This is a genomic window from Mycobacterium sp. UNC410CL29Cvi84 (genome assembly GCF_000686745.1).
Classification (GTDB): Bacteria; Actinomycetota; Actinomycetes; order Mycobacteriales; family Mycobacteriaceae; genus Mycobacterium; species Mycobacterium mucogenicum_B.
On record NZ_JMLM01000001.1, the window covers coordinates 677118 to 703077 of the forward strand.

A 25960-nucleotide genomic window follows, 5' to 3' on the forward strand; every position below is an offset into this window, starting at 1 on the left:
GTCAGTGCTTCTCGGGGCCGGTGTAGTACTCGAAAACCAGGCCGGCAACGGTGGCCAGCACGAAGCAGACGCCGGCGACGATCAGCCAGGGCAGCCACAGGCCGATACCGACCGCGGTGGTCGAGGCCGACAGCGCGATCAGCAGCGGCCACCAGCTGTGCGGGCTGAAGAAGCCCAGCTCGCCGGCGCCGTCGGAGACCTCGGCGTCTTCGTAGTCCTCGGGCCGGGTGTCGAGGCGACGGGCCACGAACCGGAAGAACGTGCCGATGATCAGCGACAGGCCGGTGGTCAGCACCAACGCGGTGGTGCCGGCCCACTCGATGCCACCGTTCGCGTACAGCGCGGTCAGCGCTCCGTAGCCGACGGTCGCCAAGGCGAAGAAGGCAGTCAGAATCTCGAAAAGTCGGGCTTCGATATGCATGGCGTATCCCCTACTTGCTCGCCTGAGCCGGCGAACCGACCTGCTCGCCGCGGCGAGAGTCGAACGGATGGGTCGTCTGGGCCACCGGCGGCAGGCCGATCGACACCAGGGCGTCGGCGTTGGTCGCCTTCGGGTGATCGATGCGGTACTGCAGGTAGGCCTTGAACTGCTCCGGCTCCACGACGCGCACCTCGAAGTTCATCATCGAGTGGTACGTGCCGCACATCTCGGTGCAGCGGCCGACGAACGGACCGGTCTTCTCGATCTCGGTGACCTGGAAGATGTTGTCCGAGTGGTTGGCCTCGGGGTTCGGGATGACGTCTCGCTTGAACAGGAACTCCGGCACCCAGAAGCCGTGGATGACGTCGGCCGAGGCGATCTGGAACTCGATGCGCTTGCCCTTCGGCAGAACCAGGATCGGAATCTCGGTGCTGGTGCCGATGGTCTCGACCTTGTCGAAGTTCAGGTAGCTGCGGTCCTCGGGGTTCTCGCCGCGGATCGGGCCGACCTTCTCCTCGCCGTGCTCGTCCTTGCCCTCGGGCTTGGACTTCATGGCTTCCTTACGGGCCGCGTCGGCGCCGTCGTAAGAGAAGGTGTTGTCCTTGAAGGCAACCTTCTGGTAGCCGAACTTCCAGTTCCACTGGAACGCGGTGACGTCGATGGTGACCTCAGCAGGCTTGCTGTGGTCCATCATCTTCTCCTGCACCACGACGGTGAAGTAGAAGAGCACCGAGATGATGAGGAACGGCACGACGGTCAGCACCAGCTCCAGCGGCATGTTGTAGCCGAACTGGCGCGGCAGCTCCGTGTCCGTCTTCTTCTTGCGGTGGAACGCCATGGCCCAGAAGATCAGCGCCCACACAATGGCGCCGACGACGAACGAGGCGATGACCGACCAGACCCAGAGGTCACGGTTGGCGTGGGCTTCGGGGGTAATACCCTCCGGCCAGCCCAGGCCGAATACGGTCTGCCAGCTGCATCCGCTGAGCAGCAGCGTCGACGCGCCGAGAATGGCGGACAACGCCACCAAACGGAGCCCGCGAGCGGTCACGTTGAGGCCCTCCTAGAGGTCGGTCAAGCCGGTCGAATACTACGCAGCGTAGACCACGCCCGCAGCGCCGAGCGAAGCGACCGGCCAATCGGCAGCGTCGGTTCTGAGTTCACCTGCCTGAACAGGCATACTGGCGCCGTGTGCGGACTGCTGGCCTATCTGGCCGACCCTGTTGCCGACCATTCCACTGACCTCGTGAACGCGGTCTCGGATGCCACGCATCCGATGCGTCACCGGGGTCCGGACGAGTCGGGCGCCTGGGCCGACGACAGCGATCCGACCGACGGTCATCACACCGTCGTCCTCGGCTTCAACCGGCTGTCGATCATCGACATCGCACACAGCCACCAGCCGCTCCGCTGGGGTCCGCCCGAGGCCCCGAACCGCTACGCGCTGGTGTTCAACGGCGAGATTTACAACTACCTCGAGCTGCGTGAGGAACTGCGCGCCGAGTTCGGTGCCAAGTTCGCCACCGAGGGCGACAGCGAGGCGATCGTCGCCGCCTACCACTACTGGGGCACCGCGGCGCTGAACCGCCTGCGCGGGATGTTCGCCTTCGCGCTGTGGGACACCGAGACCCGCGAGCTGTTCTGCGCGCGCGACCCCTTCGGCATCAAGCCGCTGTATCTGGCGACGGGCCCCGGCGGCACCATCGTGGGCAGCGAGAAGAAGTGCATCCTCGACCTGGCGGCCCGCGCCGGCGTCGACCTGAGCATCGACGAGCGCGCCGTCCAGCACTACACGGTGCTGCAGTACGTGCCCGAGCCCGAGACGCTGCAGCGCGGGATCCGCCGGCTGGAGTCGGGCAGCTACGCCCGTATCCGCCCGGGCCAGCAGCCCGAGGTGACGCGCTACTTCAAGCCGAAGTTCGCCGCTGTGCCATTTGTCACAGGGCAGGAGCAGGCGCGGTACGACGAAATCACCGCCGTGCTGGAGGATTCGGTCGCCAAGCACATGCGGGCCGACGTCACCGTCGGCGCGTTCCTGTCCGGCGGCATCGACTCCACCGCGATCGCCGCGCTGGCGATGCGGCACAACCCCAAGCTGATCACCTTCACGACAGGCTTTGAGCGCGAAGGCTTTTCGGAGGTCGACGTGGCCGTCGCCTCCGCCGAGGCCATCGGGGCGCGGCACGTGACCAAGGTCGTCAGCCAGGCCGAGTTCGTCGCGGCGCTGCCCGAGATCGTCTGGTACCTGGACGAGCCGGTGGCCGACCCAGCGCTGGTGCCGCTGTTCTTCATCGCCCGCGAGGCTCGCAAGCACGTCAAGGTGGTGCTCTCCGGCGAGGGCGCCGACGAGCTCTTCGGCGGCTACACCATCTACCGGGAACCGTTGTCCCTCAAGGCTTTCGACCGCGTCCCGCGGGGCCTGCGGCGCGGGCTCGGCAAGGCGTCCAAGTCGCTGCCGGACGGTATGCGCGGCAAGAGCCTGCTGCACCGCGGGTCGTTGACGCTCGAGGAGCGCTACTACGGCAACGCCCGCAGCTTCTCCGACGAGCAGTTGCAGTCAACCCTGGCGCAGTTCAACCCGGAGTGGACCCACACCGATGTGACGGCGCCGATCTACGCCGAGTCCGCGGGCTGGGACCCGGTGGCGCGCATGCAGCATCTGGACCTGTTCACCTGGCTGCGCGGCGACATCCTGGTCAAGGCCGACAAGATGACCATGGCCAATTCACTGGAACTGCGGGTGCCGTTCCTCGATCCCGAGGTGTTCGCGGTCGCGTCCAAGCTGCCGTACGACCAGAAGATCACCCGCACCACGACCAAGTACGCGCTGCGCCGGGCCCTCGAGCCCATCGTGCCCGCGCATGTGCTGCACCGCGCGAAGCTGGGTTTCCCGGTGCCGATCCGGCACTGGCTGCGCTCTGGTGAGCTGCTGGAGTGGGCCTACGCGACCGTCGACGCGTCGCAGGCCGGGCATCTCATCAACCTCGACGCCGTCCGGCAGATGCTCGAGGAGCACCGCAACGGCGTCAGCGATCACAGCCGCCGGCTGTGGACGGTGCTGATCTTCATGCTGTGGCACGCCATCTTCATCGAGGGCAGCGTCACGCCGCAGATCAGTGAGCCCGTCTACCCCGTCGAACTCTGACCACTACGCCGAAAGTGCGGGAAACGACCGCGAATTCGCACTGAATTCGGCCATTTCCCGCACTTTCGGCGTAGTGCTTAAGCGAGCGCTGCGGTGATCTCGTCGGCAGCTTCGGCGCCGAACGCGGCCGACAGCCGCGGCAGCGCGGTGGCCTTGTCCCAGGTCCACTCCTGCGGACCCGGCGCCTCGAGCACCAGGGTGGCGACGAGCGAGGCCAGCTGAGCGGCCCGCTCCAGGCTCAGGCCGGCGCCACGGCCGGTGAGGAAGCCGGCGCGGAACGCGTCACCGATACCGGTCGGGTCGACCTTCTCGTTCTCAGGCACGACGTCGACGTGGACGAACGAACCGTCGCCGACGATGTCGACGCCCTTCTCCCCCAGCGTGGTGACGCGCAGCTCGATCTGGCTCATTACCTCGGCCTCGGACCAGCCGGACTTCTGCAGCAGCAGGTCCCACTCGTAGTCGTTGGTGAACAGGTAGGCGGCGCCGTCGATGAGACGACGAATCTCCTCGCCTGACAGACGGGCCAGCTGCTGGCTGGGGTCCGCGGCGAACGGCAGACCCAGCTTCCGGCATTCCTCGGTGTGCAGGAACATGGCCTCGGGGTCGTTGGCGCCGATGATCACGAGCTCGGGCTCACCCTGGGCGGCGACGAGATCGGCCAGCTTGATGTTGCGCGCCTCCGACATGGCGCCGGGATAGAACGACGCCAGCTGCGCCATGTCCTCGTCGGTGGTGCAAACGAATCGGGCGGTGTAGGCAGAGTCGGACACCAGCACCTGCGAGCAGTCGACGCCGTGCGACGTGAGCCAGCCGCGGTACTCGTCGAAGTCCTTGCCCACCGCGCCGACCAGCGTCGGGCTGCCACCCAGGATGCCGATGGCGTAGGCGATGTTGCCGGCGACGCCGCCGCGGTGCACCACCAGGTCGTCGACCAGGAAGCTCAGCGACACCTTCTGCAGGTGTTCGGCCAGCAACTGCTCGGCGAATCGGCCCGGGAAGCGCATCAAATGGTCGGTCGCGATCGATCCGGTCACGGCAATGGTCATTCGGCGAGCTTACCCAGCGCAGCCGTAGTAGTCGGACCGGTCCACCCGCGCGGGTGCGCTAGCCTGTGGACAACATGGACGGCGCATATCCGTACCCGGAATCGATTCCCCCGCAGCCGGGTCCGGGGAACCCCACCTACGGTGCCCCCTATGGTGGCCCGCCCGCCTCTTACCCGACGACACTTCCACCGGCCGTGGAGTATCCGTCGGGCGGCGGTAACAACACCAAGCGAATCCTGCTGGTCGTCGGCGCCGTGGTTGCGGTCGTCGCCGTCATCGGCGGCATCATCTTCGCGGTTCGCAGCACCAGCGATCGCGGCCTGACCGACGCCTCCGCCAAGTCCGCCATCCAGGGCTACCTGAACGCGTTGCTGCAACAGGACAAGCAGACGGTGGCACGGCATGCCCTGTGCGGCCTGTATGACGGCATCAAGGATCACGCCACGGATTTCACCGTGGCGAATCTGGCCAGTGATGCGTTCCGCAAGCAGTTCGGTCAGGCGGATGTGACGTCGATCGACAAGATCGTGATGCTGTCACCGAATCAGGCGCAGGTGCTGTTCACCATGAAGGTGGCGCCGTCAGGCCGGCTGCCGCGCGGTTCGGGACCGAAGAACAACGAATTGCAGGCTGTCGCCCAGCTGCTGGTGCAGCCGCGCGAGACCCTGGTCTGCTCGTACCTGCCGCGTCCGGCGGACTCCCTGTAGGAGAACCGCCGGACCAGCACGGTCGGCTATCTCAGTTGAACGAATCGCCGCAGGCGCAGGAGCCGGTGGCGTTCGGGTTGTCGATGGTGAAGCCCTGCTTCTCGATGGTGTCGACGAAGTCGATGGTGGCGCCCTGCACGTACGGGGCACTCATGCGGTCGACGGTCAGGTTGACGCCGCCCACGTTGGTGGTGAGGTCACCATCAAGGGTGCGGTCATCGAAGAAGAGGTTGTAACGCAGGCCGGCGCAGCCGCCCGGTTGCACGGCGATACGCAGCGCGAGGTCGTCACGGCCTTCCTGGTCCAGCAGAGCCTTGGCCTTGGCGGCCGCCGCGTCCGACAAGATCACGCCGTGGGTCTCGGTCGAGGTACCGGTGCTGGTCGCGTCCTCAACAGTCATTGCATCTCCCTGGTGCATCGATTACCTGGCACTATCCAGGCACCATCAACGGTACCTTGTCGGGCCGTTATTCCCGAGTTCAGCGGCTACGCCCGTAGCTAATCCGGTCAGCTGGTTGGCCGCGTCGCTCATGGCCAGCTCCACCGAACCGGCGTGATCGGTGATCGAATACGCGGCCTCGATGCCGGCGTCGGCCAGCGCGGACGGGTCCAGCGTCACCTGCCCGGCCAGCACCAGGACAGGCGTGCCGCCGGCCTGGCCCACCAGTGCGCTGATCACCTTGCCGTGCAGTGACTGGTCGTCGAACCGGCCCTCACCGGTGATGACCAGGTCCGCGGCAGCCAGGTCGGCGGCCAGCCCGGTGTGCTCGGCGATGACCGTCGCGCCCGATTCGCGCCGTCCGCCCAGCGCCAGCAGCGCCGCGCCCAGGCCGCCGGCGGCGCCGGCTCCCGGTTCGACGGCGACGTCGCGGCCGGCCACCGATTCGAGTTCGCGGGCCCACGCCGTGAGCCGCTGCTCCAGCAGTTCCACCGTGGCGGGGTCGGCCCCCTTCTGCGGACCGAACACCGCGGCCGCACCCATCGGCCCCAGCAGCGGATGTTCGACGTCGGAGGCGACGATGACCTCGACGCCTGCCAACCTCTGACATGCCGGCGTCAGCCCGCCCAGCGCCGCAACGAGACCCAGACCGCCGTCGGTGCACGAGCTGCCGCCGAGGCCCACGACCACTTTCTGCGCGCCCGCCGTCAGCGCCGCGTCGACGAGTTGCCCTACCCCGAAGCTGGTGGCGTCCAGCGCGGTCCGCACCGTCGGCGGCCCGCCGAGCAGCGCCAATCCGCAGGCCTGCGCGCACTCGATATATGCGGTGTCCTGGTGCAACACCCAGTGCGCGGTGACGTCGCGATCGAGCGGGCCGCGCACCGTCGCCGTCTGCAGACCGCCCAACCGTTCGGCCAGGACGTCGACGAAACCTGGGCCGCCATCGGACTGCGGGGCGAGCACCAGCGTGTCGGCCGGCCGCGCGACGGTCCAGCCCGCGGCGATGGCCGCCGCGGCCTCGACCGCGGTGAGGCTGTCGCCGTAACAGTCGGGGGCGACGAGGACTCTCATCGGAGCAGGTTAAGCCGCCTACAGCTCGGGTGCATGACGGCCGAGCCCGGCGACCGAAGTAACCTGACACCGTGAATCTGCTGGGCCGCAAGAAGGACAACGCCGACTCCGGGGACGAGAGCGGCGGTGCTGACGACGTCAACGTGACCGTCGACTCGGACGACGATGCCGGGGCCCGGACCACCGCGCCCAAGGGCCGCCCGACCCCCAAGCAGAGCGCGAACCGTAAGCGCGGCCCCGTTGCACCGGCGCCGATGACGACGGCCGAGGCGCGCAAGCGGCGCAAGGAGCTCCGCAACTCGAAGACGAAGGAAGAGCGCAAGGCCGACCGCGTCGCCCGCCGCGCCGACATGGATGCGCGCCGCGCCAAGATGATGGCGGGCGACGAGGCCTACCTGTTGCCCCGCGACAAGGGCCCGGTCAAGCGCTACGTCCGCGACCTCGTCGATTCCCGGCGCAACGTGCTGGGGCTGTTCATGCCGTCGGCACTGGTGCTGGTGTTCTTCATGATGGCGCTTCCGCCGGTGCAGACGCAGGGCCTGTTGTCGGTCGCGATGCTGGGTCTGATGGTGATCATGGCCATCGACGGTGTCCTGCTGAGCCGGCGCATCAACAAGCGGGTCGACGCCAAGTTCCCGGGCAACACCGAAAGTGGTTGGAAGCTGGGCTTCTACGCGTCCAGCCGGGCCTCGCAGCTGCGCCGCATGCGCGTGCCGAAGCCGCAGGTCAACCGCGGAGACAAGGTCGACTGAGCCCGGTGCGCACCCTGGTGCTCGGCGGCATCCGGTCGGGAAAGTCGCAGTGGGCCGAGGATTGGATCGCCCGTACGGCGGGTCCGAGCGGATCGGTGCGCTATGTCGCGACCGGGTCCGTCGACGGCGACGCCGACTTCGCCGCCCGGGTTTCGGCTCATCGGAACCGCCGGCCGGCGCACTGGTCGACCATCGAATCCGCTGACGTGGCAACCACTTTGCGTGCCGCCGGCGCCGCCACCATGGTCGACGACATCGGCGGCTGGCTGGTCGCCGCGATGGACCGGCGCGGCGCCTGGACCGGGGGCTCGATCCGGGCCGATATCGACGAATTGACCTCGGCAGTCAGCGCATTCACCGCGCCACTGGCCCTGGTCAGCCCGGAGGTCGGCCTGACCGTCGTCCCCGCCACGGAGTCGGGCCGCCGTTTCGCCGACGAACTGGGCTCGCTCAACCAGCGCCTGGCCGCGGTCTGCGACCGGGTGGTGCTCGTAGTGGCCGGCCAGCCTCTCACCGTCAAGGAGTCCTGATGAGCGATCCCCGCGCCCAGTTTCCCGATCTCAGCAAACCGGACGCCGACGTGCGGGAGGCCGCTCTCGCGCGCCAGAACACCCTGACGAAGCCGCCCGGCTCGCTGGGGCGCCTGGAGGAACTGTCGGTCTGGGTGTCGGCGTGCCAAGGCATCTGTCCGCCAAAGCAATTCGAGCGCGCCCGCATCGTGGTGTTCGCCGGCGACCACGGGGTAACGGCCTCGGGCGTCTCGGCGTTCCCGTCGGAGGTCACCGCGCAGATGGTGGCCAACTTCGACGCCGGCGGCGCTGCCATCAACGTGCTGGCCGAGGTGGCCGGCGCGACCGTGCGCGTCGCCGACATCGCCGTCGACGGCGAGGCCCACTCCCCCGCGATCGGCGCCCACAAGGTGCGGCGCGGCAGCGGCAACATCGCCGTCGAGGACGCGCTGTCGACGGAGGAGGCCGTCGCGGCGATCGCGGCGGGTCGCACCATTGCCGACCAGGAGGTCGACGCGGGCGCCGACCTCCTCATCGCCGGCGACATGGGCATCGGAAACACCACTCCGGCAACGACTCTGGTCGCCGCCCTCACCGCAACCGAACCCGTCGCCGTGGTCGGCCGTGGCACCGGCGTCGACGACGAGGGCTGGGCCCGAAAGACCGCGGCCATCCGCGACGCGCTGTTCCGCGCCCGTCAGGTCAAGGCCGATCCCGTTGCGCTGCTTGCCGTTTGCGGCGGCGCGGACCTGGCGGCCATGGCCGGCTTCCTGGCCCAGGCCGCGGTCCGGCGCACCCCCGTCCTGCTCGACGGCGTGGTGGTGACGGCCGCGGCGCTCGTCGCCGACCGGCTGGCCCCCGGCGCGAAGGCGTGGTGGCAGGCCGGCCACCTGTCGACCGAACCCGCTCACGCGGTGGCGCTGCAGCGCCTGCAGTTGACCCCGATCCTGGACCTGGGCATGCGCCTCGGCGAAGGCAGCGGTGCCGCGGTGGCACTGCCGGTGCTGCGGGCCGCGGTCGCGACGCTGGCGTCCATGGCCACGTTCGGCGAGGCGAACGTCAGCGACAAGCCGGCCGACAAGACATTGTGATCTCTTCCCTGGCTTCGGCTTTCGCATTCAGCACCGTCCTGCCGGTGCGCAGTAGCCTGCCGTTCGGTCGGGGCACACTGACCGCGCTGCCGGCGGTGGGCATCGTTCTCGGCGGTATCGCCGCGGCCGTCGTGTGGGGCGCGGGGCATGTGTACGTGACCGGCCCGCTCGCCGGGCTGCTCGCGGTGGCGGTGCTGCTCCTGCTGACCCGCGGACTGCACATCGACGGACTGTCCGACACCGTCGACGGCCTCGGCTGTTACGGCCCGCCCGAGCGAGCCCTGGCCGTCATGCGCGGCGGCACCGCGGGCCCGTTCGGGGTGGCCGCGATCGTGGTGGCGATCGGCGCGCAGAGCATGACGTTCGCTGCGCTGAGCCCGGTGGCGGTCGTCGTCGCCGTCACCGCCGGCCGGGTCGCCGCGCTGGCGGCCTGCCGCACGTCGGTACCGGCCGCGCCGGGCAGCACGTTGGGCGCGCTGGTCGCCGGTAGTCAGCCGGTGTGGGTGGTCGCGGCGTGGACGGTGGCGCTGGCCGCCGCGTCCGCGTGGGCGACGCCGCGACTGTGGCAGGGCCCCGTGGTCGTGCTCGTCGCGCTGGGAGTCACCGCGCTACTGGTGGCGCATTGCGTCCGCCGGTTCGGTGGGATCACCGGCGACGTACTGGGTGCGGCCGTCGAGGTCACGACGACACTGACCGCCCTGGGACTGGCCGTCCACTAGCCGCCGAATGTGAAGAAGATCGCGAGATTTCAGACTGGAATCTCGCGATCTTCTTCACGTTGGCCCTGGGTCAGCCCAGGCGGGTCATCCAGTTGTGGGTGTCGGCGAAGGTGCCGCGCTGAATACCGGTCAGGGTGTCGCGCAGTGCCATGGTGACCTCACCGGGCTGGCCGTCGCCGATGGTGAACTCGCCGGCCGATTCGCCGTGCCCGTACTTCACGTGCGCGACGGGCGTGATGACGGCCGCGGTCCCACAGGCGAACACCTCGGTGATCTCGCCCGCGGCGGCCTTCTTCTGCCACTCGTCGATGTCGATCTTACGTTCCTCGACGGCGAAGCCGGCGTCAACCGCCAACTGCAGCAACGAATCCCGTGTGATGCCGGGCAGCAGCGAGCCCGACAGCTCGGGGGTGACCAGGCGTGCCGAGCCACCGCTGCCGAACACGAAGAACAGGTTCATGCCACCCATTTCTTCGACGTACCGGCGCTCGATGGCGTCCAGCCAGACCACCTGGTCGCAGCCCATCTCGGCAGCCTGCGCCTGCGCCAGCAGCGAGGCGGCGTAGTTGCCGCCGAACTTGGCCGCACCGGTGCCGCCGGGGCTGGCCCGCACGTACTCGGTCGACAGGTACACCGACACCGGCTTGATGCCGCCCTTGAAGTACGCGCCGGCGGGCGAACCGATCACCAGGTAGCGGTACTCGTTGGCCGGGCGCACGCCCAGGCCGGGCTCGGTGGCGATGATGAACGGCCGCAGGTACAGCGACGCCTCGCCACCGGCGGCCGGCACCCATTCGTTGTCGACGGCGATCAGCTGGCGCAGTGACTCGACGAAGACGTCGCCGGGCAGCTCCGGGATGGCCAGGCGCCGGCACGACGACTGCAGCCGGGCGGCGTTGGCCTCCGGACGGAACGACACGATCGAACCGTCGTTCCAGCGGTACGCCTTCAGACCCTCGAAGACCTCCTGCGCGTAGTGCAGGACGATCGCCGACGGGTCCAGCTCGATGGGCCCGTATTCGGTGACCCGCGCGTCGTGCCAGCCACGGTCGACGGTGTAGTCGATGGCCACCATGTGGTCGGTGTGGAACCGCCCGAATCCGGGGTCGGCCAGTACCTGAGCCCTTACCTCGTCGCTCGCCGGGTTGCTCGCGCGCGAAACGGTGAATTCGAGGGGGCCATCGGTCATATGCCGATTGTATCGCCCGTGGCTAGCGCGTTTTCGCCGCGGCTAACGCGTCTTCGCCGCCACGAACGGCGGCGCCACGACCTCGCATTCGAGCGCCCGGCCGCGGACGTCGACGGTCACCCGCGCGCCGTCGGCGATGTCGGCCGCGGTGTCGAGCAGCGCCAGCGCGATGCCGACCTTGAGGCTCGGCGAGAAGGTGCCCGACGTGGTGATACCCACCGGGTTGTCGCCGTCCAAGACGGTGAGGTCGGCCCGCAGCACGCCACGGCCGACCGCCTTGAGGCCGCGCAGCGTCCGCTTCGGACCGGCTTCCTTCTCCGCGAGCAGGGCGTCGCGGCCCCAGAACGCATCCTTCTTCCAGCCGATGGCCCAGCCACAGCGGGCCTGCAGCGGCGAAATGTCCAGCGACAGTTCATGTCCGTGCAGCGGGTAGCCCATCTCGGTGCGCAGGGTGTCGCGCGAGCCCAGCCCGGCGAGTTCACCGCCGGCATCCTTGACCGCGGCGACGAGCGCGTCGAACACCACGCCCGCGCGGTCCCACTCGGGCAGCAATTCGTAGCCGTGCTCGCCGGTGTAGCCGGTGCGGCACACGCGGACCGGGACGCCGTTGTACTCGGCGTCGGCGTAGCCCATGTAGTCCATGTCGGTCGGCAACCCGAGCGCGGTGAGCACCTCGGTGGACTTCGGCCCCTGCACGGCCAGCACGGCGTAGGAGCGGTGCTCGTCGGTGATGGTCAGTTCGGGCGGGGCGACGCGCTGCAGCTCGGCGACCACCGCCGCGGTGTTGGCCGCGTTGGGCACCAGGAAGATCTCGTCGTCGGAGACGTAGTAGGCGATCAGATCGTCGATCACACCGCCGGACTCGTTGCAGCACAAAGTGTATTGCGCCTTGCCCGGGCCGATGCGGCGCAGGTCGTTGGTGAAGGCGGAGTTGACGAACTCGGCGGCGCCGGGGCCACGCACCAGTGCCTTGCCGAGGTGGCTGACGTCGAAGAGCCCGACGGTCTCGCGGGTGGCGTTGTGTTCGGCCACGGTGCCGGCGTACGACACCGGCATCAACCAGCCCCCGAATTCGGCGAAACTCGCCCCGAGTTCGCGGTGACGGTCTTCCAGCGGGCCCTGCAACAGTTCGCTCACGGCCGGAAAGCCTAGCTCGGCGGCCAGAGTTTCGGGGTATCGACGCTGGTTGTCATGGCTTCGGCGTCGATTGTGACGCCGTCAGCGGTCGTTCGATACGGAACCAAGACGTCGAGCGCCGGGCCGTCACGATGTTCGAGCCGAATGTTGATCGCGTCGCCATCGAATGGTGCGCGCACAGTGACATCCAAGACAGTGGCGCGTGCCCGCACCAGTTGAGCGTCGTCGTCGTTCTGGAGTGCCGACATGACGGCATCCGCAGTGTTACGGACGGACGTCCCCAAGGCGCGCATGGTGCGGTGGCCGCCAGAATCGATGACCAACATGAACGGCGCCAGGTTCTGAAAGCTCAATGCCGTGGCAGCCGCTTGTATGCTGGCCTGCAGCAGCTCGTTGAGATCAGCTTGGGTTGCAGGGCTGAATTGCGTATGCCAGTCCATCGGCGGATCTCGTACCTCGTGGGGGGGTGGGGATGGATAACAGTTTACGGGTGGATCCAGACGTACTGGATCACGGTGCGGCGCAGTTCCATGCGGCGCATAGCGCCATCCAAGCGGCATTGTCGAGGGCTCGCGACAGCCATGAAACGCTTCAGGGCGCGTGGCATGGCCGCGCCGCCGACGCGGGTGCACAAATCTGGGCCGATGTACACGACAAGTTCCGTCGGCACCTCGACGCGCTGGCGGACAACGCCACGAAACTGTCTGTCGCTGCTCGTCTTTACCGCGGTCAGGATGCGTCGTCTGGTGCCGACATCGCACAACGGATGTGAGACGACGTTGCCCACATACGAATACAACCTCGATGAGATGAACGAGTTCATCACAGCGCTTGACCGATCGATCGAGGAGATCACAACCCATTGCGACAACGCGAGATCCACGGTGGCGGCCGTACTTAATCACTACTCCGGTTCGGCTGCAACGGCTTTCACCGAGTTCCACGAGGGCTGGCAGGCCACCGCCCGCGAACATCTGGAATCGCTGAAGGCATACCGGACGCACGTGGCCACGGCGCGCGACAACTACGCCGAGGCGCGGCGCAAGAACATCGAAATGTTCCGATAGGGCGGGTCTGTTGACGAAGATCACGCCGGAGAACTACTACGCCGTGGCCGCCAAACTGTGTGCCGCATCCACGCAGCTCGCAACGGACGTAAAGAATCTCGACAACGCACTGGACGTCAGCCAGTCCGCGGGAACTTATGCCTCCGGAGGACCGACATGGGCCCAGAGTTTTGACCAGTCCGCCTCCGACGTCTTCGAACTTGGGTCAACCACTGCCATCGCTGCCCGCGAACTGGGTTACCTCGTTCATCAGGCTGGCCTCAACCACGCCCATGCCGAAAACGAATCTGGCGGTGGCGGGAACCAGCCAACCCCACCGACACCCCAGGGGTGCACGCTGGAGACAAATCTCCATCCGAGTCAGCATGCGGTTGGCGGAACGCACGAGAAGCCCGACCGATGGGAGTTGATTGCCGAGTACGTCACCAAGCAATGGGCTGACTGTGATGAAGGCCGAATCGACAGCGCCGGAAAACAATTCACGAGTTTTGCCAACAGCAAGGGCGCCACAGCCGTGCAGCTGTGGAACGACATCACCACAGTGTTCACCGACGACGCGCAACACCAGAGTCCCGAAGTCAACGGAATCGTTGACGAAGTCGCGGCCGTCTGCAGATCCTTGCGAGACACTGGCGACGCAGCCAGCGCTTTGGGCACGGCATGCTCGGAAGTTCACCGGGTTGCCAATATCGACAAGAGCACCGGCCGCACATCCCTGAAGATTCTCGATTTGATCATCAAGTCGTACGAGATCGACAAGATCGCCGCGCGCCGGCTTCCGTTCGGGTCCTGGATGGTCCGTCAGCTCGACGAATTGATCAAAACCAACAAGATCGCGTACGCCCGCGGTATGGACAAGCTGATCGAAGGCATCAACGGCACGGTCGACACTGCCGCGAAGTCCAATCAGGGCATCTATTCGCTCGCGACCGGCAGCACCCAGGGGCTGTCATCAATTCTGAACCGCACACCTCGGCAGACCAATCCGATTCGCAATCGGAACTGGAAGGACAACGACGCCGCCGGGAAACGCGGCGAAGATCGGGCCGGGGTGCCGGGGGACTATCCCAAGCGCCAGATCAAGGTTGTGGTCAACGGTCGCCAGGAAGTCGCGTTTCCCGACTACATCGACGACGCCAACCATAACGTCGTGGAAGTCAAGAACGCCAACGATCTTCGCGGTGATTACAAGCAGATCGCCGCGGAGGCCGAGTGGGCGCGCCAGCAGGGCTACACCATGACGTTGGTGGTCGACCATCGCACCGTGGTCAATGACCCGAGAATTCAGGCCATGATCGATTCTGGACAGATCCAATTGATCCGCAAAGAACTGGATGACAATAATGACCAATCGGTCGCCCGGCCCAGGTAACGCACGCGACGCCACCGTCGCCGCATTGCGCGAGGCCATCGGGGCAGTCGAGGCTACCAGCTCCGACTTGGTACGGAAGCCCCCGCAATTCCCCACGGCTCCCACACCAACCAAGCGACGGTCTCCACCCAAGAAGAATCCTGACGGTACCTGGGCACCCATCACTTACCCAGGCATGCCCGAGGGCGACGACTGGATGAAAAACCTGCCGGCGCGCTATCACGACGGCGAACGTGGATTCGACCGTAGAATCATGGAAGAACTCGCTGCCGTAGGCGTCCCCTGTTACACCCTCGGCGATCTATCGAACCGAGTACCGACCATCCCCCAAGGGATCCCCATCTTCGTAGACTGGCTCAACCACATTGAAGAACGGATCCCGGGACCGGAAACGAGCCACCGCACCGCAATCCGCGCGGGGCTCATCCGCAACCTCAACGACAGCGCCGCCCGCGGGAACCAAGCAGCCGTCGACGCTCTGGTAAACCAGCTTCGCAGGCAGCCTCCCCTCCCGAGGCCGCTCCCCGAGTACGCCGATTCCGCGCTCGGCCGCATCGCCACCAAGAGTGATTTCTCTACCATCGCCGCACTCATCAGAGATATGCCACCCGATTTCTCTCGATCGGGACTCATTTCATACCTCGGTCGAGTGAAGACTCCCGAAGCGCAGGCCATCGCGTTGGAATGGCTCGACACGGCGTACACCGGCTTTGCAATCAAGGCTCTTGTGGCCATGAAAGCCGCCGGTGTCCGCGACCGGATTGCCCCGTATGTCGAAGATGCCAACGCCTGGGTCAGGAAAAGCGCTCAGCGCGCCATGGAACGGCTCCCCGAATGACGTGCACCGCACCACCGCTCCAGAACTTCCGGGCACTCGACCGAGCTGCCCACCCGATTAAAGGAGAAATACGCCGATGACCTATGACGACGCTGGTTGGCACCAAGACACGGTCGGTGAACACGACCTGGACCCCGACTGCGCCGCCACCCACATCGGCATGTTCTTCGCATGGCTGGCCTACAACGATCTGGTCGACACCGGGAGAACGAATACCGCACCGCTCCTTGCCCGGTCGATCACTCCAGGAAAGTTCCTGATCGACCACTGCTGCGGAGAGATCAACTCGGCCGATGTCACCGCACGCGGCGCCGCGTTCTGCGAAGCGGCCTACCGTCAGTATCTGCGCGTCTACGACGCTATCCCCGAAATCGCCCGGTGCGAGGTCAGTTACGCCGCGCCAGACACGTGGGAGACGTACGACGCCGTGGCACCGGTAATTCAGGAGGCCTACGAAGTCTTCCGACATGGCGGCAACTGAGTACCCCTTGTCAATTCACGTCGAATGGTTACCCAAATGACCGACAACCGATTCATCGACATCGAAAGCCTTGAAGGCCAAGCCGAATTGATCGCACGTACTCGCCGAGCGGTCGACGAGATCGGCGAAGTTCAGGCCTGCTCCCCCGACGATTTGGTTCGCGTCACCGTCGCAGTCTCCGGTCTGGTAACTGATGTCGATCTGGCCGACGAGACCGTGCGCCTCGACCGCGAAGAACTCGGCCGACTGATCGCGGCCACCGCGCAGAAGGCCAGCCAACTCATGGCAGCCAAAGTCGCCGAGGCCATGGCCGAGGTCCATCGTCTTCAAGAACTGCTGCTCGCCGACTTCGACGGTGTCGACGCCTCTGCAGCTGAGGCTCTCCGCAGCATCGCTGCCAATTCTCGCGCTGACGAACTGCCAAACGACGTGGACCCATTCGACTTCTACGTCCCATACGACCAACCGTCGGACCAGGATCGAGACGACTGGTAACCACACATCCGCAAAGCCCAGTCCGCCCCATCACCGCCCGGTAGCTGTCAGACTCGTCTCGTGGTCGATTTCGACGCGTTGGAAGCCGCGGGCATCGCCGATGCGCGCCGGCGCGCGCCGCTCATCCAGTATCTGGACAGCCTGGGACTCACCGCTGAGCAGATGATCGAGGCCGAAAAACAGGGCCGGCTCTTCGGGCTGGCGGGCGACGTCGTGCAGTGGTCGGGGCAGCCCAGACACAGCTTGGCCGATGCCGCGAACACGCTCGGGGTACCGGTGGCCGACGTTCAACAGACGTGGGCGGTGCTGGGCCTGACAGCCTCCGACCCGACCGCGCCGACGCTCTCCGACGCCGACATCGAGGCACTGCGCACCTGGGCGGACCTGCGGACCACGATCGGCGACGATGCCGCGTGGGGATTCCTGCGGGTCGTCGGTACCAGCGTGGCACGGATGGCCGAGGCACTGGCGTCGATGAGCCGCACCGGTCTGCCCGACCTCGACCTGGCCCAGACCCACGACGAACTCGTCACCGCGCGCGCCTACCGGGCGGCGGCCCAGTTCATCCCGCGCATCGGCGGCATGATCGACGCCGTCCACCGCCACCATGTCGCCTCCGCCAGAGAGTATTTCGACGCGATCGACCACCGTGAAGCGTCAACGGTGGTGTGCGGCATCGGGTTTGCCGATCTGTCCAACTTCACGCAGCTCACGCAGCGCCTGACACCTGACGATCTGACCAGCCTGCTGAACGAGTTCAACGCCATCACCAACGATGTGGTGCACGCCGACGGTGGCCGGGTGATCAAGTTCATCGGCGATGCGGTGATGTGGGTCAGCGCGACACCCGAATCGCTTGCGCGGGTCGCGGTCGACCTGGTGCACCATCCCCGGCCGAAGATGGCCCACATCAGCGTGCGGGCGGGCCTGAGCTTCGGGCCGGTGGTGGCCACCGGCGGCGACTACTTCGGCAACGCCGTGAATCTGGCAGCCCGCCTGGTCGCCGCGGCCGAGCCCGGGCAGATTCTGGTGGCCGCGCCCTGGTACGACATGCCGGGCAAATGGCCGGTCGCGCCACGGGAGCCGTTGGTGCTCAAGGGCTTCAACGACCCCGTGACCGCGTTCGAGGTGTGCGCAGAGGCTGAGCAGGCGGCCCGACTGGCACAGTGACTAGGGTGGGCCTGGTGAGCAGCGCACCCGGTTACCAGTCCCCCGCCGTCACCGTCGCATCCGCCCTGCCGTCCGACCTGGACGCCGCGGTGCTGATCGTGCCGGTCATCACCGGCGACAACGACGAGGCCACTGTCCTGGCCAACCCCTTCCTCGACGCCGAAGCCACCGGCGAGATCGAGGTGGCGCTCAAGGCCCTGGGCGCGAAGGGCTCGACCGAGCAGGTGACCCGCGTGCTCGTCCCGTCGCTGCCGGTCGCCAGCGTGCTGACGGTCGGCCTCGGCAAGGACCGCGACGAGTGGCCGGCCGACGTCATCCGCCGCGCCGCGGGCGTGGCGGCGCGCTCCCTCAACGGCACCGAGACCGTCGTGACCACGCTGTCCGAGCTGGATGTGGCAGCAGCCGTCGAGGGCCTGGTCCTCGGCGCCTACCGTTTCTCCGAATTCCGCAGCGCCAAGACCGCCCCGAAGGAGGCCGGCCTGACGGCGCTGACGGTGCTGTCCACCGCTGACGACGCCGAGACCGCCGCGGCCCGGGGCGTCGACGTCGCGACCGCCGTGGCGACCGCCCGCGACTTCGTCAACACCCCGCCGAGCCACCTGTACCCGGGCGAATTCGCCAAGCGCGCAAAGGCTTTGGGCAAGTCGGCGGGCCTCGAGGTGGAGGTGCTGGGCAAGAAGGAACTGGAGGACGCCGGATTCGGCGGCATCGTGGGCGTCGGCAAGGGCTCGTCCCGCGGGCCGCGCCTGGTGCGGCTGACCTACCGTTCCGGCAAGAAGGACGCCAAGAAGGTGGCGCTGGTGGGCAAGGGCATCACCTTCGACACCGGCGGCATCTCGATCAAGCCGGCCGCCAACATGCACCACATGACCTCCGACATGGGCGGTGCCGCGGCCGTCATCGCGACCGTCGTGCTGGCGGCGCGCCAGAAGCTGGCGGTCGACGTCACCGCCACCGTGCCCATGGCCGAGAACATGCCGTCGTCGACGGCGCAGCGGCCCGGCGACGTCCTGACCCAATACGGCGGCACCACCATCGAGGTGCTCAACACCGACGCCGAGGGCCGGCTGATCCTGGCCGACGCCATCGTCCGCGCCTGCGAGGACAACCCCGACTATCTGATCGAGACGTCGACGCTGACCGGCGCGCAGCTCGTGGCGCTCGGCACGCGTACCCCGGGCGTCATGGGTAGCGACGAGTTCCGCGACCGGGTGGCCAAGCTGTCGCAGGGAGTCGGCGAGAACGCCTGGGCGATGCCGCTGCCCGAGGAGCTCAAGGACGACCTGAAGTCGACGGTCGCCGACCTGGCGAACGTCAGCGGCGCGCGCAACGCCGGCATGCTGGTGGCCGGGGTGTACCTGCGCGAGTTCGTCGCCGACGGCGTGCAGTGGGCGCACCTCGACGTCGCCGGCCCGGCCTACAACACCGGCGGCCCCTGGGGCTACACCGGCAAGGGCGGCACCGGCGTCCCGACCCGGACCATGTTCGCGGTCCTGGAGGACATCGCCGCCAACGGCTAGATCCGCCAAGACGGCGACAATGCGGTAGCTGGATCAGCTCCAGTTACCGCATTTTCGGCGCGCATGCCCGCTCAACGGCCCAAAATTCCTGCATGAATAAGTTGATTCAGGCGGCTGCCGTCACAGCCACCGTTATCGGCATGGAATTAGCCGGAGTAGGCGGCGCCGCGCAGGCGCTGGCCGATCCCGAAGACGAGGACATCATCGCCGACCAGTTGTGTCCCTTCCGGAACGTCATCGATCGGCTGGGCGGCGACGATCAGTGCGACCCCGGGTTCGACAACGGCGACAACAACGGTGGCGGGCTGTTCTACAACAACGGCATGCCGTGCGACAGCGTCGCGTTCCAGAACCCGGCCTGCAATCCCACCGTCAACGTGAACGTGAACCACGAGGGCGAGGTCACGCACAACGTCAACGTCAACGGCGACCACCCCTGACGCCGGCCGAACGGACCTAGCCGGCTTTGCTGCCGACCTGAGCCAGCTGCAGCTCCGGCGTGGGCGCGGCGCCGGTCACGTGCTCGGCGAGTTCACGGGCGGCGGTGGCGAGCAGCTCCGGATGCGACATCGGCGACCAGTGCCCCGACTCGATGTCCCGGCGCCACAGCTGCGAGACCCATTGGGGCGTCTCGTCGTACAGGTACGGGCGCACGAACTGGTCGCCGCGGTTGACGATCACCTGCACGGGAACCCTGACGTAGTGGTCGCGCCGGCCCTTGAACAGGGTGCGCCAGTAGTTGGCCGGGTACACCTTGAGGCTGTTCGCGGCGTCGGTCGCAAAGGTGTCCGAATGCCGAATCTGGTTGTCGGACATGCCATCGAGACGCTTGAGCAACTGGGGGATGATGGTCGGCACGCTGGCGCGCACCAGGACTCGAGCCACGAGCGGGATCGAGAAGAAACCCTGATACGTCAGCCGCAGGAACTGCGACACCGATTGCAGGAACCGCACCGGCCGATACGGGCGCTTGAGACCGTCCATGATGAAGCGCCGGGTGTGGTCGGCGCTCGGCCCCGAGGTCGAGGTGAACGACGCGACGCGGTCCACCGACTCCGGCCGCGACAGGTACTCCCAGATGCCGACCGAGCCCCAGTCGTGGGCCAGGACGTGGACCTTCTCGCCGGGCGCCAAGGCGGCGATGACGGCCGCGAAGTCGTCGGCGTAATGCGCCATGGTGTACGACGAAACCTTCTTGGGCACACCGGAATTGCGCGATCCGCGGTTGTCGTAGCGGATCACCCGGTACGTGTCGGCGAGGTGCGGCACCGTGGCGTCCCACATGTCGTGCGAGTCCGGCCAGCCGTGCACCAGCACCATCACCGGACCGTCGGGGTTGCCCTCTTCGTAGGTCGCGATCCGCGTCCCGTCGGCACTGTCCACAAACTCCATCGCCACACCTGCCTGACCTCAAAGTATCCCGTACCGCCGGTACTGGTTTGAATGCGACAGTAGCCTGCTCAGCGAGGGTGTCAACACAGCGGGACAAAGTCCCGACCCGCCCCTCCTCGACTGCGCGAGCATGACAGGATGGGCTCTGTAGACATTCGAAGTGACGAGCGACTTTTCGAGGAGTCAACGTAATGGCCATCTCCGTCCAGATGCCCGCACTCGGTGAGAGCGTTACCGAGGGGACCGTCACTCGATGGCTCAAGCAGGAGGGCGACACCGTCGCGGTCGACGAGCCCCTGCTCGAGGTGTCCACCGACAAGGTCGACACCGAAATCCCGTCGCCGGCAGCCGGTGTCCTGACCAAGATCGTCGCGCAGGAAGACGACGTGGTCGAGATCGGCGGCGAGCTCGCCGTCATCGGTGAGGCCGGAGAGGCCCCCGCACCGTCGGCCCCCGAGCCCGCCGCGGCGCCCGCGCCGGAGCCCACCCCGGCCCCCGCGCCCGCTGCAGCGGCTCCGGCTCCGGCCCCCGAAACTCCCGCTCCCGCGCCCGCTTCGGCTCCCGCCCCGGCAGCCTCCGACGCGACCGACGCCACCTCGATCGTGATGCCGACGCTCGGCGAGTCAGTCACCGAGGGCACCGTCACCCGCTGGCTCAAGAAGGTCGGCGACTCCGTCGAGGTCGACGAGCCGCTGGTCGAGGTCTCGACCGACAAGGTCGACACCGAAATCCCGTCGCCGGTCGCCGGCGTGTTGCTGTCCATCACCGCCGACGAGGACGACGTCGTGTCCATCGGTGGCGAGCTCGCCAAGATCGGTGCCGCCGGTTCGGCTCCGGCCGCCGCTCCAGCCCCGGCCGCTCCGGCGCCGGCTCCGGCACCAGAGCCCGCCGCCGCACCGACGCCGCCTCCGGCTCCCCCGGCCCCGGCCGCACCCACCCCGCCGCCGGCCCCCGCGCCCACTCCCGCCCCGGCTGCCCCGGCCCCCGCGGCCGCAGCTCCGGCCGCGCCGTCCGCCCCGTCCGACGACGCCAGCCCGTACGTCACCCCGCTGGTGCGAAAGTTGGCTGCCGAGAACAACGTTGACCTCGCTTCGGTGCAGGGCACCGGTGTCGGTGGTCGCATCCGCAAGCAGGACGTGCTCGCCGCGGCCGAGGCCGCCAAGGCGCCGGCCGCACCTGCCGCCGCCGCACCCGCTGCCGCCCCGGCAGCTCCGGCCGCCAAGGCCCCGGCCGCCGCGCCGGCACCGGCCCTGGCGCACCTGCGTGGCACCACGCAGAAGGCCACCCGCATCCGTCAGATCACGGCCAAGAAGACGCGCGAGTCGCTGCAGACCACGGCGCAGCTGACGCAGACCCACGAGGTCGACATGACGCGCATCGTCTCGCTGCGGGCGCGCGCCAAGAACTCGTTCGCCGAGCGCGAGGGTGTGAACCTGACCTACCTGCCGTTCATCGCCCGCGCGGTGATCGACGCGTTGAAGATCCACCCGAACGTCAACGCCAGCTACAACGAGGAAACCAAGGAGATCACCTACTACGACGCCGAGCACCTCGGCTTCGCGGTGGACACCGAGCAGGGCCTGCTGTCGCCGGTCGTGCACAACGCCGGTGACCTGTCCCTCGGTGGCCTCGCCCGCGCGATCGTCGACATCGCCGACCGTGCCCGCTCGGGCAACCTGCGGCCCGACGAGCTGGCCGGCGGCACCTTCACCATCACCAACATCGGCAGCCAGGGCGCCCTGTTCGACACCCCGATCCTGGTTCCGCCGCAGGCGGCCATGCTCGGCACCGGTGCCATCGTCAAGCGGCCGCGGGTCGTCGTGGACGAGGGCGGCAACGAGTCGATCGGTGTCCGGTCGGTCTGCTACCTGCCGCTGACCTACGACCACCGCCTGATCGACGGCGCCGACGCCGGACGGTTCGTGACCACCATCAAACGTCGTCTCGAAGAGGGTGCGTTCGAGGCCGACCTCGGTCTCTAGGCCGGGCTGTAATCGCATGCCGCACGCGGTCATAGCCATCGCGGGCTCGTCGGGACTCATCGGTTCCGCACTGGTGTCGGCGCTGCGCGCGACCGACCATCGGGTGGTGCGCATCGTGCGCCGCCAGCCGGCCAACGCCGACGAGGTGTACTGGAACCCCGACGCCGGAGACTTCGACTGGCGCGCACTGCGCGACGTCGATGCCGTGGTCAACCTGTGCGGGGTGAGCATCGGGTCCCGCCGTTGGTCGGGAGCGTTCAAGCAGAGCCTGCGTGACAGCCGGATCGTCCCGACCGAGGTGCTCACCGACGCCGTCGTCGACGCCGGGGTGCCCGTGCTCATCAACGCCAGTGCCGTTGGCTTCTATGGCAATACGCGGGACCGGATCGCCGACGAACAGTCCCCCGCCGGCACGGGCTTCCTGGCCCGGCTCTGCCTGGACTGGGAGGCCGCCACGCGGCCGGCCGCCGACGCCGGTGTCCGGGTCGTGCTCGCGCGCACCGGCCTGGTGCTGGCACCGGCGGGCGGCATGCTGGCCCGGCTCCGTCCGGTCTTCGGGCTCGGCCTCGGTGCCCGGCTGGGCAGTGGGCGCCAGTACATGCCGTGGATCACGCTCGAGGACGAGGTGCGGGCCTTGCTGTTCGCGCTGAATCACGACGACCTGTCCGGCCCGCTGAATCTGACGGGCCCGGCGCCGGTGACCAACGGCGAGTTCACCGAGGCACTGGGACGCGCCCTGCACCGCCCCACCCCGCTGCTGATGCCCGGTTTCGCGCTGCGCGCCGCGCTCGGCGAGTTCGCCGAGGAGGGACTGCTCGGCGGCCAGCGAGCCATCCCGGCCGCGCTGGAGGACGCCGGCTTCGAGTTCCATCAGCGGACCATCGGCGAGGCGCTGTCGTACGTCACCGCCCCCAACGCGGCCTGACTACGGCAGGCGTAGCGTCAATTCGGTGACGATCCGATCTGCCGGCGGCCCGATCGACGTGCGCCGCCTGGGCACCATCGACTACAACGACGCCTGGGACCTCCAGCGCGAGCTCGCCGCCGCCCGTTCCGACGAGCGCGGCAACGACACGCTGCTGCTGCTCGAGCACCCGCCCGTCTACACCGCCGGCCGCCGCACCGAACCGCACGAGCGGCCGGTCGACGGCACTCCCGTCATCGACACCGACCGCGGCGGCAAGATCACGTGGCACGGTCCCGGGCAGCTGGTGGGCTATCCGATCATCGGCCTGGCACAGCCGCTCGACGTGGTGAAATTCGTTCGGCTGCTTGAGGATGCGCTGATGTCGGTGTGTGCCGAGCTCGGTCTGGAGACCATCCGGGTGGACGGCCGGTCCGGCGTGTGGCTGGCGGCCGACGGCCTGCGGCCCGAACGCAAGATCGCCGCCATCGGCATCCGCGTCGCCCGCGGCACGACGCTGCACGGCTTCTCCCTGAACTGCAACTGCGACCTGCGCGCGTTCGGCGGCATCGTCCCGTGCGGCATCGCCGACGCGGGCGTCACGTCGCTGACGAAGGAGCTGGGCCGCGAGATCACGCCCGAGGACGTCATCGACCGGGTGGCATCGGCGGTGTGCGCGGCACTCGGCGCTACGTCCGACAAGGCGCTCGGCGCCGCGGCACTAACATCGACACCATGAGCGTCGATCCCGGTAACCGCAAGCTGCTCCGCCTGGAGGTCCGCAACGCGGAGACGCCGATCGAGCGCAAGCCGCCGTGGATCAAGACCAAGCTCAAGATGGGCCCCGAGTACAAGGACCTCAAGAGCCTGGTCAAGCGCGAGGGCCTGCACACGGTGTGCGAAGAGGCCGGCTGCCCCAACATCTACGAATGCTGGGAGGACCGTGAGGCCACCTTCCTGATCGGCGGTGAGCAGTGCACGCGCCGCTGCGACTTCTGCCAGATCGACACCGGCAAGCCCGCCGACCTGGACCGCGACGAGCCACGCCGGGTCGCCGAGAGCGTGCACACCATGGGCCTGCGGTACTCGACGATCACCGGCGTGGCCCGCGACGACCTGCCCGACGGCGGCGCCTGGCTGTACGCCGAGACGGTCCGCCAGATCCACGCACTCAACCCGAACACCGGTGTCGAGCTGCTGGCGCCCGACTTCAACGGCGTGCCCGCACTGCTCGAGGAGGTCTTCGACTCGCGCCCAGAGGTGTTCGCGCACAACGTCGAAACCGTGCCGCGCATCTTCAAGCGCATCCGCCCGGCGTTCCGCTACGAGCGGAGCCTGGGCGTCATCACCGCCGCCCGCGACTACGGCCTGGTGACCAAGAGCAACCTGATCCTCGGCATGGGTGAGACGCCCGAGGAAATCCGGGTGGCCCTGCAGGACCTGTACGACGCGGGCTGCGACATCGTCACCATCACGCAGTACCTGCGTCCGTCGCCGCGGCACCACCCCGTCGAGCGGTGGGTGCGGCCGGAGGAATTCGTCGAGCATCAGCAGTTCGCGGAGGGTCTCGGGTTCGCCGGTGTCCTGGCCGGACCGCTGGTCCGGTCGTCCTACCGGGCCGGGAAGCTGTACGCCCAGGCTGCCCGGTTACGGCCACCGGTTTCCTGAATCTATCCTGGTGGCATGGCGAAGACCACCAATCCTGCCGCTGTGAAGGCTGCGAAGGCCGAGGCGAAGGCGGCCCGCAAGGCCGCCTCGAAGCAGCGCCGCGCCCAGCTCTGGCAGGCGTTCCAGATTCAGCGCAAAGAGGACAAGCGGCTGCTGCCGTACATGATCGGCGCGTTCGTCCTGATCGTGGCGCTCGCCGTCGCGATGGCCGCGTACTCCGGCGGCATCTTCAGCTGGATCACGCTGCCCATCCTGGGTGTGCTGCTCGGCGCGCTGATCGCGTTCATCATCTTCGGCCGGCGGGCGCAGAAGTCGGTCTACAGCAAGGCTGACGGCCAGACCGGCGCGGCGGCCTGGGCGCTGGACAACATGCGGGGCCAGTGGCGCGTCACTCAGGGTGTCGCCGCCACCGGCAGCTTCGATGCCGTGCACCGGGTGGTCGGCCGGCCGGGTGTGATCTTCGTCGGCGAGGGTTCGCCGCAGCGTCTGAAACCGCTTCTGGCGCAGGAGAAGAAGCGCACCGCGCGGTTGGTGGGCGAGGTGCCGATCTACACCATCGTGGTCGGCAACGAGGAGGACCAGGTGCCGCTGGCCAAGCTGGAACGGCACCTGACCAAGCTGCCCGCCAACATCACCACCAAGCAGATGGACGCGCTCGAGTCGCGTCTCGCCGCCCTGGGTTCCAAGCTGGGCCCGGGCGGCCTGCCCAAGGGTCCGCTGCCCGCCGGCGCCAAGATGAAGGGCATGCAGCGCACCGCACGTCGTAAGTAGGGATTTGTGCACGATTTTCCGCGGTCAGCGCGGAAAATCGTGCACAAATCCCTCACCGGGAAGAGGCGGGA

At 67.8% G+C, this 25960-nt stretch carries 29 protein-coding genes; 20 read left to right on the forward strand and 9 right to left on the reverse strand.

Annotated features, from left to right (window positions below; genetic code table 11):
• Position 1: 1 nt before the first annotated feature.
• A complete protein-coding gene (locus BR47_RS0103350) occupies positions 2-421 on the reverse strand; it encodes a cytochrome c oxidase subunit 4 (protein WP_020103569.1) in 420 nt (139 codons plus the stop codon).
• A gap of 10 nt (positions 422-431) precedes the next feature.
• Positions 432-1472 carry an aa3-type cytochrome oxidase subunit II gene (gene ctaC, locus BR47_RS0103355; protein WP_020103568.1) on the reverse strand — a complete coding sequence of 347 codons (1041 nt, stop codon included), beginning with the start codon at positions 1470-1472 and terminating at the stop codon, positions 432-434.
• 138 nt (positions 1473-1610) lie between these two features.
• Here ctaC and asnB point away from each other — a divergent pair, with 138 nt between their 5' ends.
• A complete protein-coding gene (gene asnB, locus BR47_RS0103360) occupies positions 1611-3566 on the forward strand; it encodes an asparagine synthase (glutamine-hydrolyzing) (RefSeq protein ID WP_029118573.1) in 1956 nt (651 codons plus the stop codon).
• 77 nt (positions 3567-3643) lie between these two features.
• On the opposite strand, the gene BR47_RS0103365 is transcribed toward asnB, so the two are convergent.
• Positions 3644-4615: a carbohydrate kinase family protein gene (locus tag BR47_RS0103365; protein ID WP_029118574.1), complete on the reverse strand. Its 972-nt coding sequence runs from the start codon at positions 4613-4615 to the stop codon at positions 3644-3646.
• A 74-nt stretch (positions 4616-4689) separates the two neighbouring features.
• Here BR47_RS0103365 and BR47_RS0103370 point away from each other — a divergent pair, with 74 nt between their 5' ends.
• A complete protein-coding gene (locus BR47_RS0103370) occupies positions 4690-5322 on the forward strand; it encodes an Rv0361 family membrane protein (RefSeq protein WP_029105705.1) in 633 nt (210 codons plus the stop codon).
• 31 nt (positions 5323-5353) lie between these two features.
• On the opposite strand, the gene BR47_RS0103375 is transcribed toward BR47_RS0103370, so the two are convergent.
• Both BR47_RS0103375 and BR47_RS0103380 read right to left on the reverse strand, forming a co-directional pair.
• Positions 5354-5722: a HesB/IscA family protein gene (locus BR47_RS0103375; protein ID WP_020103564.1), complete on the reverse strand. Its 369-nt coding sequence runs from the start codon at positions 5720-5722 to the stop codon at positions 5354-5356.
• A 45-nt stretch (positions 5723-5767) separates the two neighbouring features.
• Positions 5768-6832, reverse strand: a complete 1065-nt coding sequence (locus tag BR47_RS0103380) for a glycerate kinase family protein (protein WP_029118575.1) — start codon at positions 6830-6832, stop codon at positions 5768-5770.
• Positions 6833-6903: 71 nt separating this feature from the next.
• Here BR47_RS0103380 and BR47_RS0103385 point away from each other — a divergent pair, with 71 nt between their 5' ends.
• The 4 genes from BR47_RS0103385 to BR47_RS0103400 are packed head-to-tail and all read left to right on the forward strand — an operon-like array spanning position 6904 to position 9903.
• Positions 6904-7584, forward strand: a complete 681-nt coding sequence (locus BR47_RS0103385; protein ID WP_029118576.1) for a DUF3043 domain-containing protein — start codon at positions 6904-6906, stop codon at positions 7582-7584.
• A 5-nt stretch (positions 7585-7589) separates the two neighbouring features.
• Entirely contained in the window at positions 7590-8114 is a 525-nt protein-coding gene (locus BR47_RS0103390; RefSeq protein WP_029118577.1) for a bifunctional adenosylcobinamide kinase/adenosylcobinamide-phosphate guanylyltransferase, read from the forward strand.
• A complete protein-coding gene (gene cobT, locus BR47_RS0103395) occupies positions 8114-9184 on the forward strand; it encodes a nicotinate-nucleotide--dimethylbenzimidazole phosphoribosyltransferase (protein WP_029118578.1) in 1071 nt (356 codons plus the stop codon). The genes BR47_RS0103390 and cobT overlap by 1 nt, the downstream gene beginning before the upstream one ends.
• Positions 9181-9903, forward strand: coding sequence for an adenosylcobinamide-GDP ribazoletransferase (locus tag BR47_RS0103400; protein WP_029118579.1), 723 nt, complete (start codon positions 9181-9183; stop codon positions 9901-9903). The genes cobT and BR47_RS0103400 overlap by 4 nt, the downstream gene beginning before the upstream one ends.
• A 70-nt stretch (positions 9904-9973) precedes the next feature.
• On the opposite strand, the gene BR47_RS0103405 is transcribed toward BR47_RS0103400, so the two are convergent.
• The 3 genes from BR47_RS0103405 to BR47_RS32915 are packed head-to-tail and all read right to left on the reverse strand — an operon-like array spanning position 9974 to position 12669.
• Entirely contained in the window at positions 9974-11092 is a 1119-nt protein-coding gene (locus BR47_RS0103405; RefSeq protein ID WP_020103558.1) for a branched-chain amino acid aminotransferase, read from the reverse strand.
• Positions 11093-11134: 42 nt separating this feature from the next.
• A complete protein-coding gene (gcvT, locus tag BR47_RS0103410; protein WP_029118580.1) occupies positions 11135-12229 on the reverse strand; it encodes a glycine cleavage system aminomethyltransferase GcvT in 1095 nt (364 codons plus the stop codon).
• 11 nt (positions 12230-12240) lie between these two features.
• The gene (locus tag BR47_RS32915) at positions 12241-12669 is read right to left on the reverse strand and encodes a hypothetical protein (protein WP_051634574.1); all 429 of its coding nucleotides are present in this window, start codon (positions 12667-12669) and stop codon (positions 12241-12243) included.
• Positions 12670-12701: 32 nt separating this feature from the next.
• Between BR47_RS32915 and BR47_RS32415 the strand changes: the two genes are divergently transcribed.
• The 9 genes from BR47_RS32415 to BR47_RS0103460 all read left to right on the forward strand — a co-directional run bounded on the left by BR47_RS32415 (position 12702) and on the right by BR47_RS0103460 (position 19612).
• Positions 12702-13001: a WXG100 family type VII secretion target gene (locus BR47_RS32415; protein ID WP_081831176.1), complete on the forward strand. Its 300-nt coding sequence runs from the start codon at positions 12702-12704 to the stop codon at positions 12999-13001.
• The gene (locus BR47_RS33440; protein ID WP_286154332.1) at positions 12964-13296 is read left to right on the forward strand and encodes a WXG100 family type VII secretion target; all 333 of its coding nucleotides are present in this window, start codon (positions 12964-12966) and stop codon (positions 13294-13296) included. The genes BR47_RS32415 and BR47_RS33440 overlap by 38 nt, the downstream gene beginning before the upstream one ends.
• A gap of 10 nt (positions 13297-13306) precedes the next feature.
• Entirely contained in the window at positions 13307-14668 is a 1362-nt protein-coding gene (locus BR47_RS0103430; RefSeq protein WP_029118582.1) for a putative toxin, read from the forward strand.
• Between the two features lie 175 nt (positions 14669-14843).
• The gene (locus BR47_RS0103435) at positions 14844-15506 is read left to right on the forward strand and encodes a HEAT repeat domain-containing protein (protein ID WP_090562335.1); all 663 of its coding nucleotides are present in this window, start codon (positions 14844-14846) and stop codon (positions 15504-15506) included.
• Between the two features lie 76 nt (positions 15507-15582).
• Positions 15583-15987, forward strand: a complete 405-nt coding sequence (locus BR47_RS0103440; RefSeq protein ID WP_029118584.1) for a DUF7832 domain-containing protein — start codon at positions 15583-15585, stop codon at positions 15985-15987.
• Positions 15988-16023: 36 nt separating this feature from the next.
• A complete protein-coding gene (locus BR47_RS0103445) occupies positions 16024-16482 on the forward strand; it encodes a YbaB/EbfC family nucleoid-associated protein (RefSeq protein ID WP_029118585.1) in 459 nt (152 codons plus the stop codon).
• 60 nt (positions 16483-16542) lie between these two features.
• Entirely contained in the window at positions 16543-17652 is a 1110-nt protein-coding gene (locus tag BR47_RS0103450; protein WP_029118586.1) for an adenylate/guanylate cyclase domain-containing protein, read from the forward strand.
• A 14-nt stretch (positions 17653-17666) separates the two neighbouring features.
• Positions 17667-19172 (forward strand): leucyl aminopeptidase, encoded by a 1506-nt coding sequence (locus BR47_RS0103455; RefSeq protein WP_029118587.1) that lies wholly within the window; start codon positions 17667-17669, stop codon positions 19170-19172.
• A 92-nt stretch (positions 19173-19264) separates the two neighbouring features.
• Positions 19265-19612 carry a hypothetical protein gene (locus BR47_RS0103460; RefSeq protein WP_029118588.1) on the forward strand — a complete coding sequence of 116 codons (348 nt, stop codon included), beginning with the start codon at positions 19265-19267 and terminating at the stop codon, positions 19610-19612.
• Positions 19613-19628: 16 nt separating this feature from the next.
• Here BR47_RS0103460 and BR47_RS29570 read toward each other — a convergent pair whose 3' ends face one another.
• Positions 19629-20564 carry an alpha/beta fold hydrolase gene (locus BR47_RS29570; RefSeq protein WP_051634575.1) on the reverse strand — a complete coding sequence of 312 codons (936 nt, stop codon included), beginning with the start codon at positions 20562-20564 and terminating at the stop codon, positions 19629-19631.
• 191 nt (positions 20565-20755) lie between these two features.
• On the opposite strand from BR47_RS29570, the gene sucB reads away from it, so the two are divergent.
• Genes sucB through BR47_RS0103495 form a run of 5 tightly spaced genes read left to right on the forward strand, consistent with a single transcriptional unit; the run spans position 20756 to position 25889 of the window.
• Positions 20756-22546 (forward strand): 2-oxoglutarate dehydrogenase, E2 component, dihydrolipoamide succinyltransferase, encoded by a 1791-nt coding sequence (sucB, locus tag BR47_RS0103470; RefSeq protein WP_029118589.1) that lies wholly within the window; start codon positions 20756-20758, stop codon positions 22544-22546.
• Between the two features lie 16 nt (positions 22547-22562).
• On the forward strand, positions 22563-23471 hold the full coding sequence (locus BR47_RS0103475) for a TIGR01777 family oxidoreductase (RefSeq protein WP_029118590.1): 909 nt from the start codon (positions 22563-22565) through the stop codon (positions 23469-23471).
• A gap of 25 nt (positions 23472-23496) precedes the next feature.
• Positions 23497-24189 (forward strand): lipoyl(octanoyl) transferase LipB, encoded by a 693-nt coding sequence (gene lipB / locus BR47_RS29575; protein ID WP_036426557.1) that lies wholly within the window; start codon positions 23497-23499, stop codon positions 24187-24189.
• Entirely contained in the window at positions 24186-25118 is a 933-nt protein-coding gene (gene lipA / locus BR47_RS0103490; RefSeq protein ID WP_020103549.1) for a lipoyl synthase, read from the forward strand. The genes lipB and lipA overlap by 4 nt, the downstream gene beginning before the upstream one ends.
• Positions 25119-25133: 15 nt before the next feature.
• Positions 25134-25889, forward strand: a complete 756-nt coding sequence (locus tag BR47_RS0103495; protein WP_029118592.1) for a DUF4191 domain-containing protein — start codon at positions 25134-25136, stop codon at positions 25887-25889.
• The last annotated feature ends 71 nt before the right edge of the window (positions 25890-25960 follow it).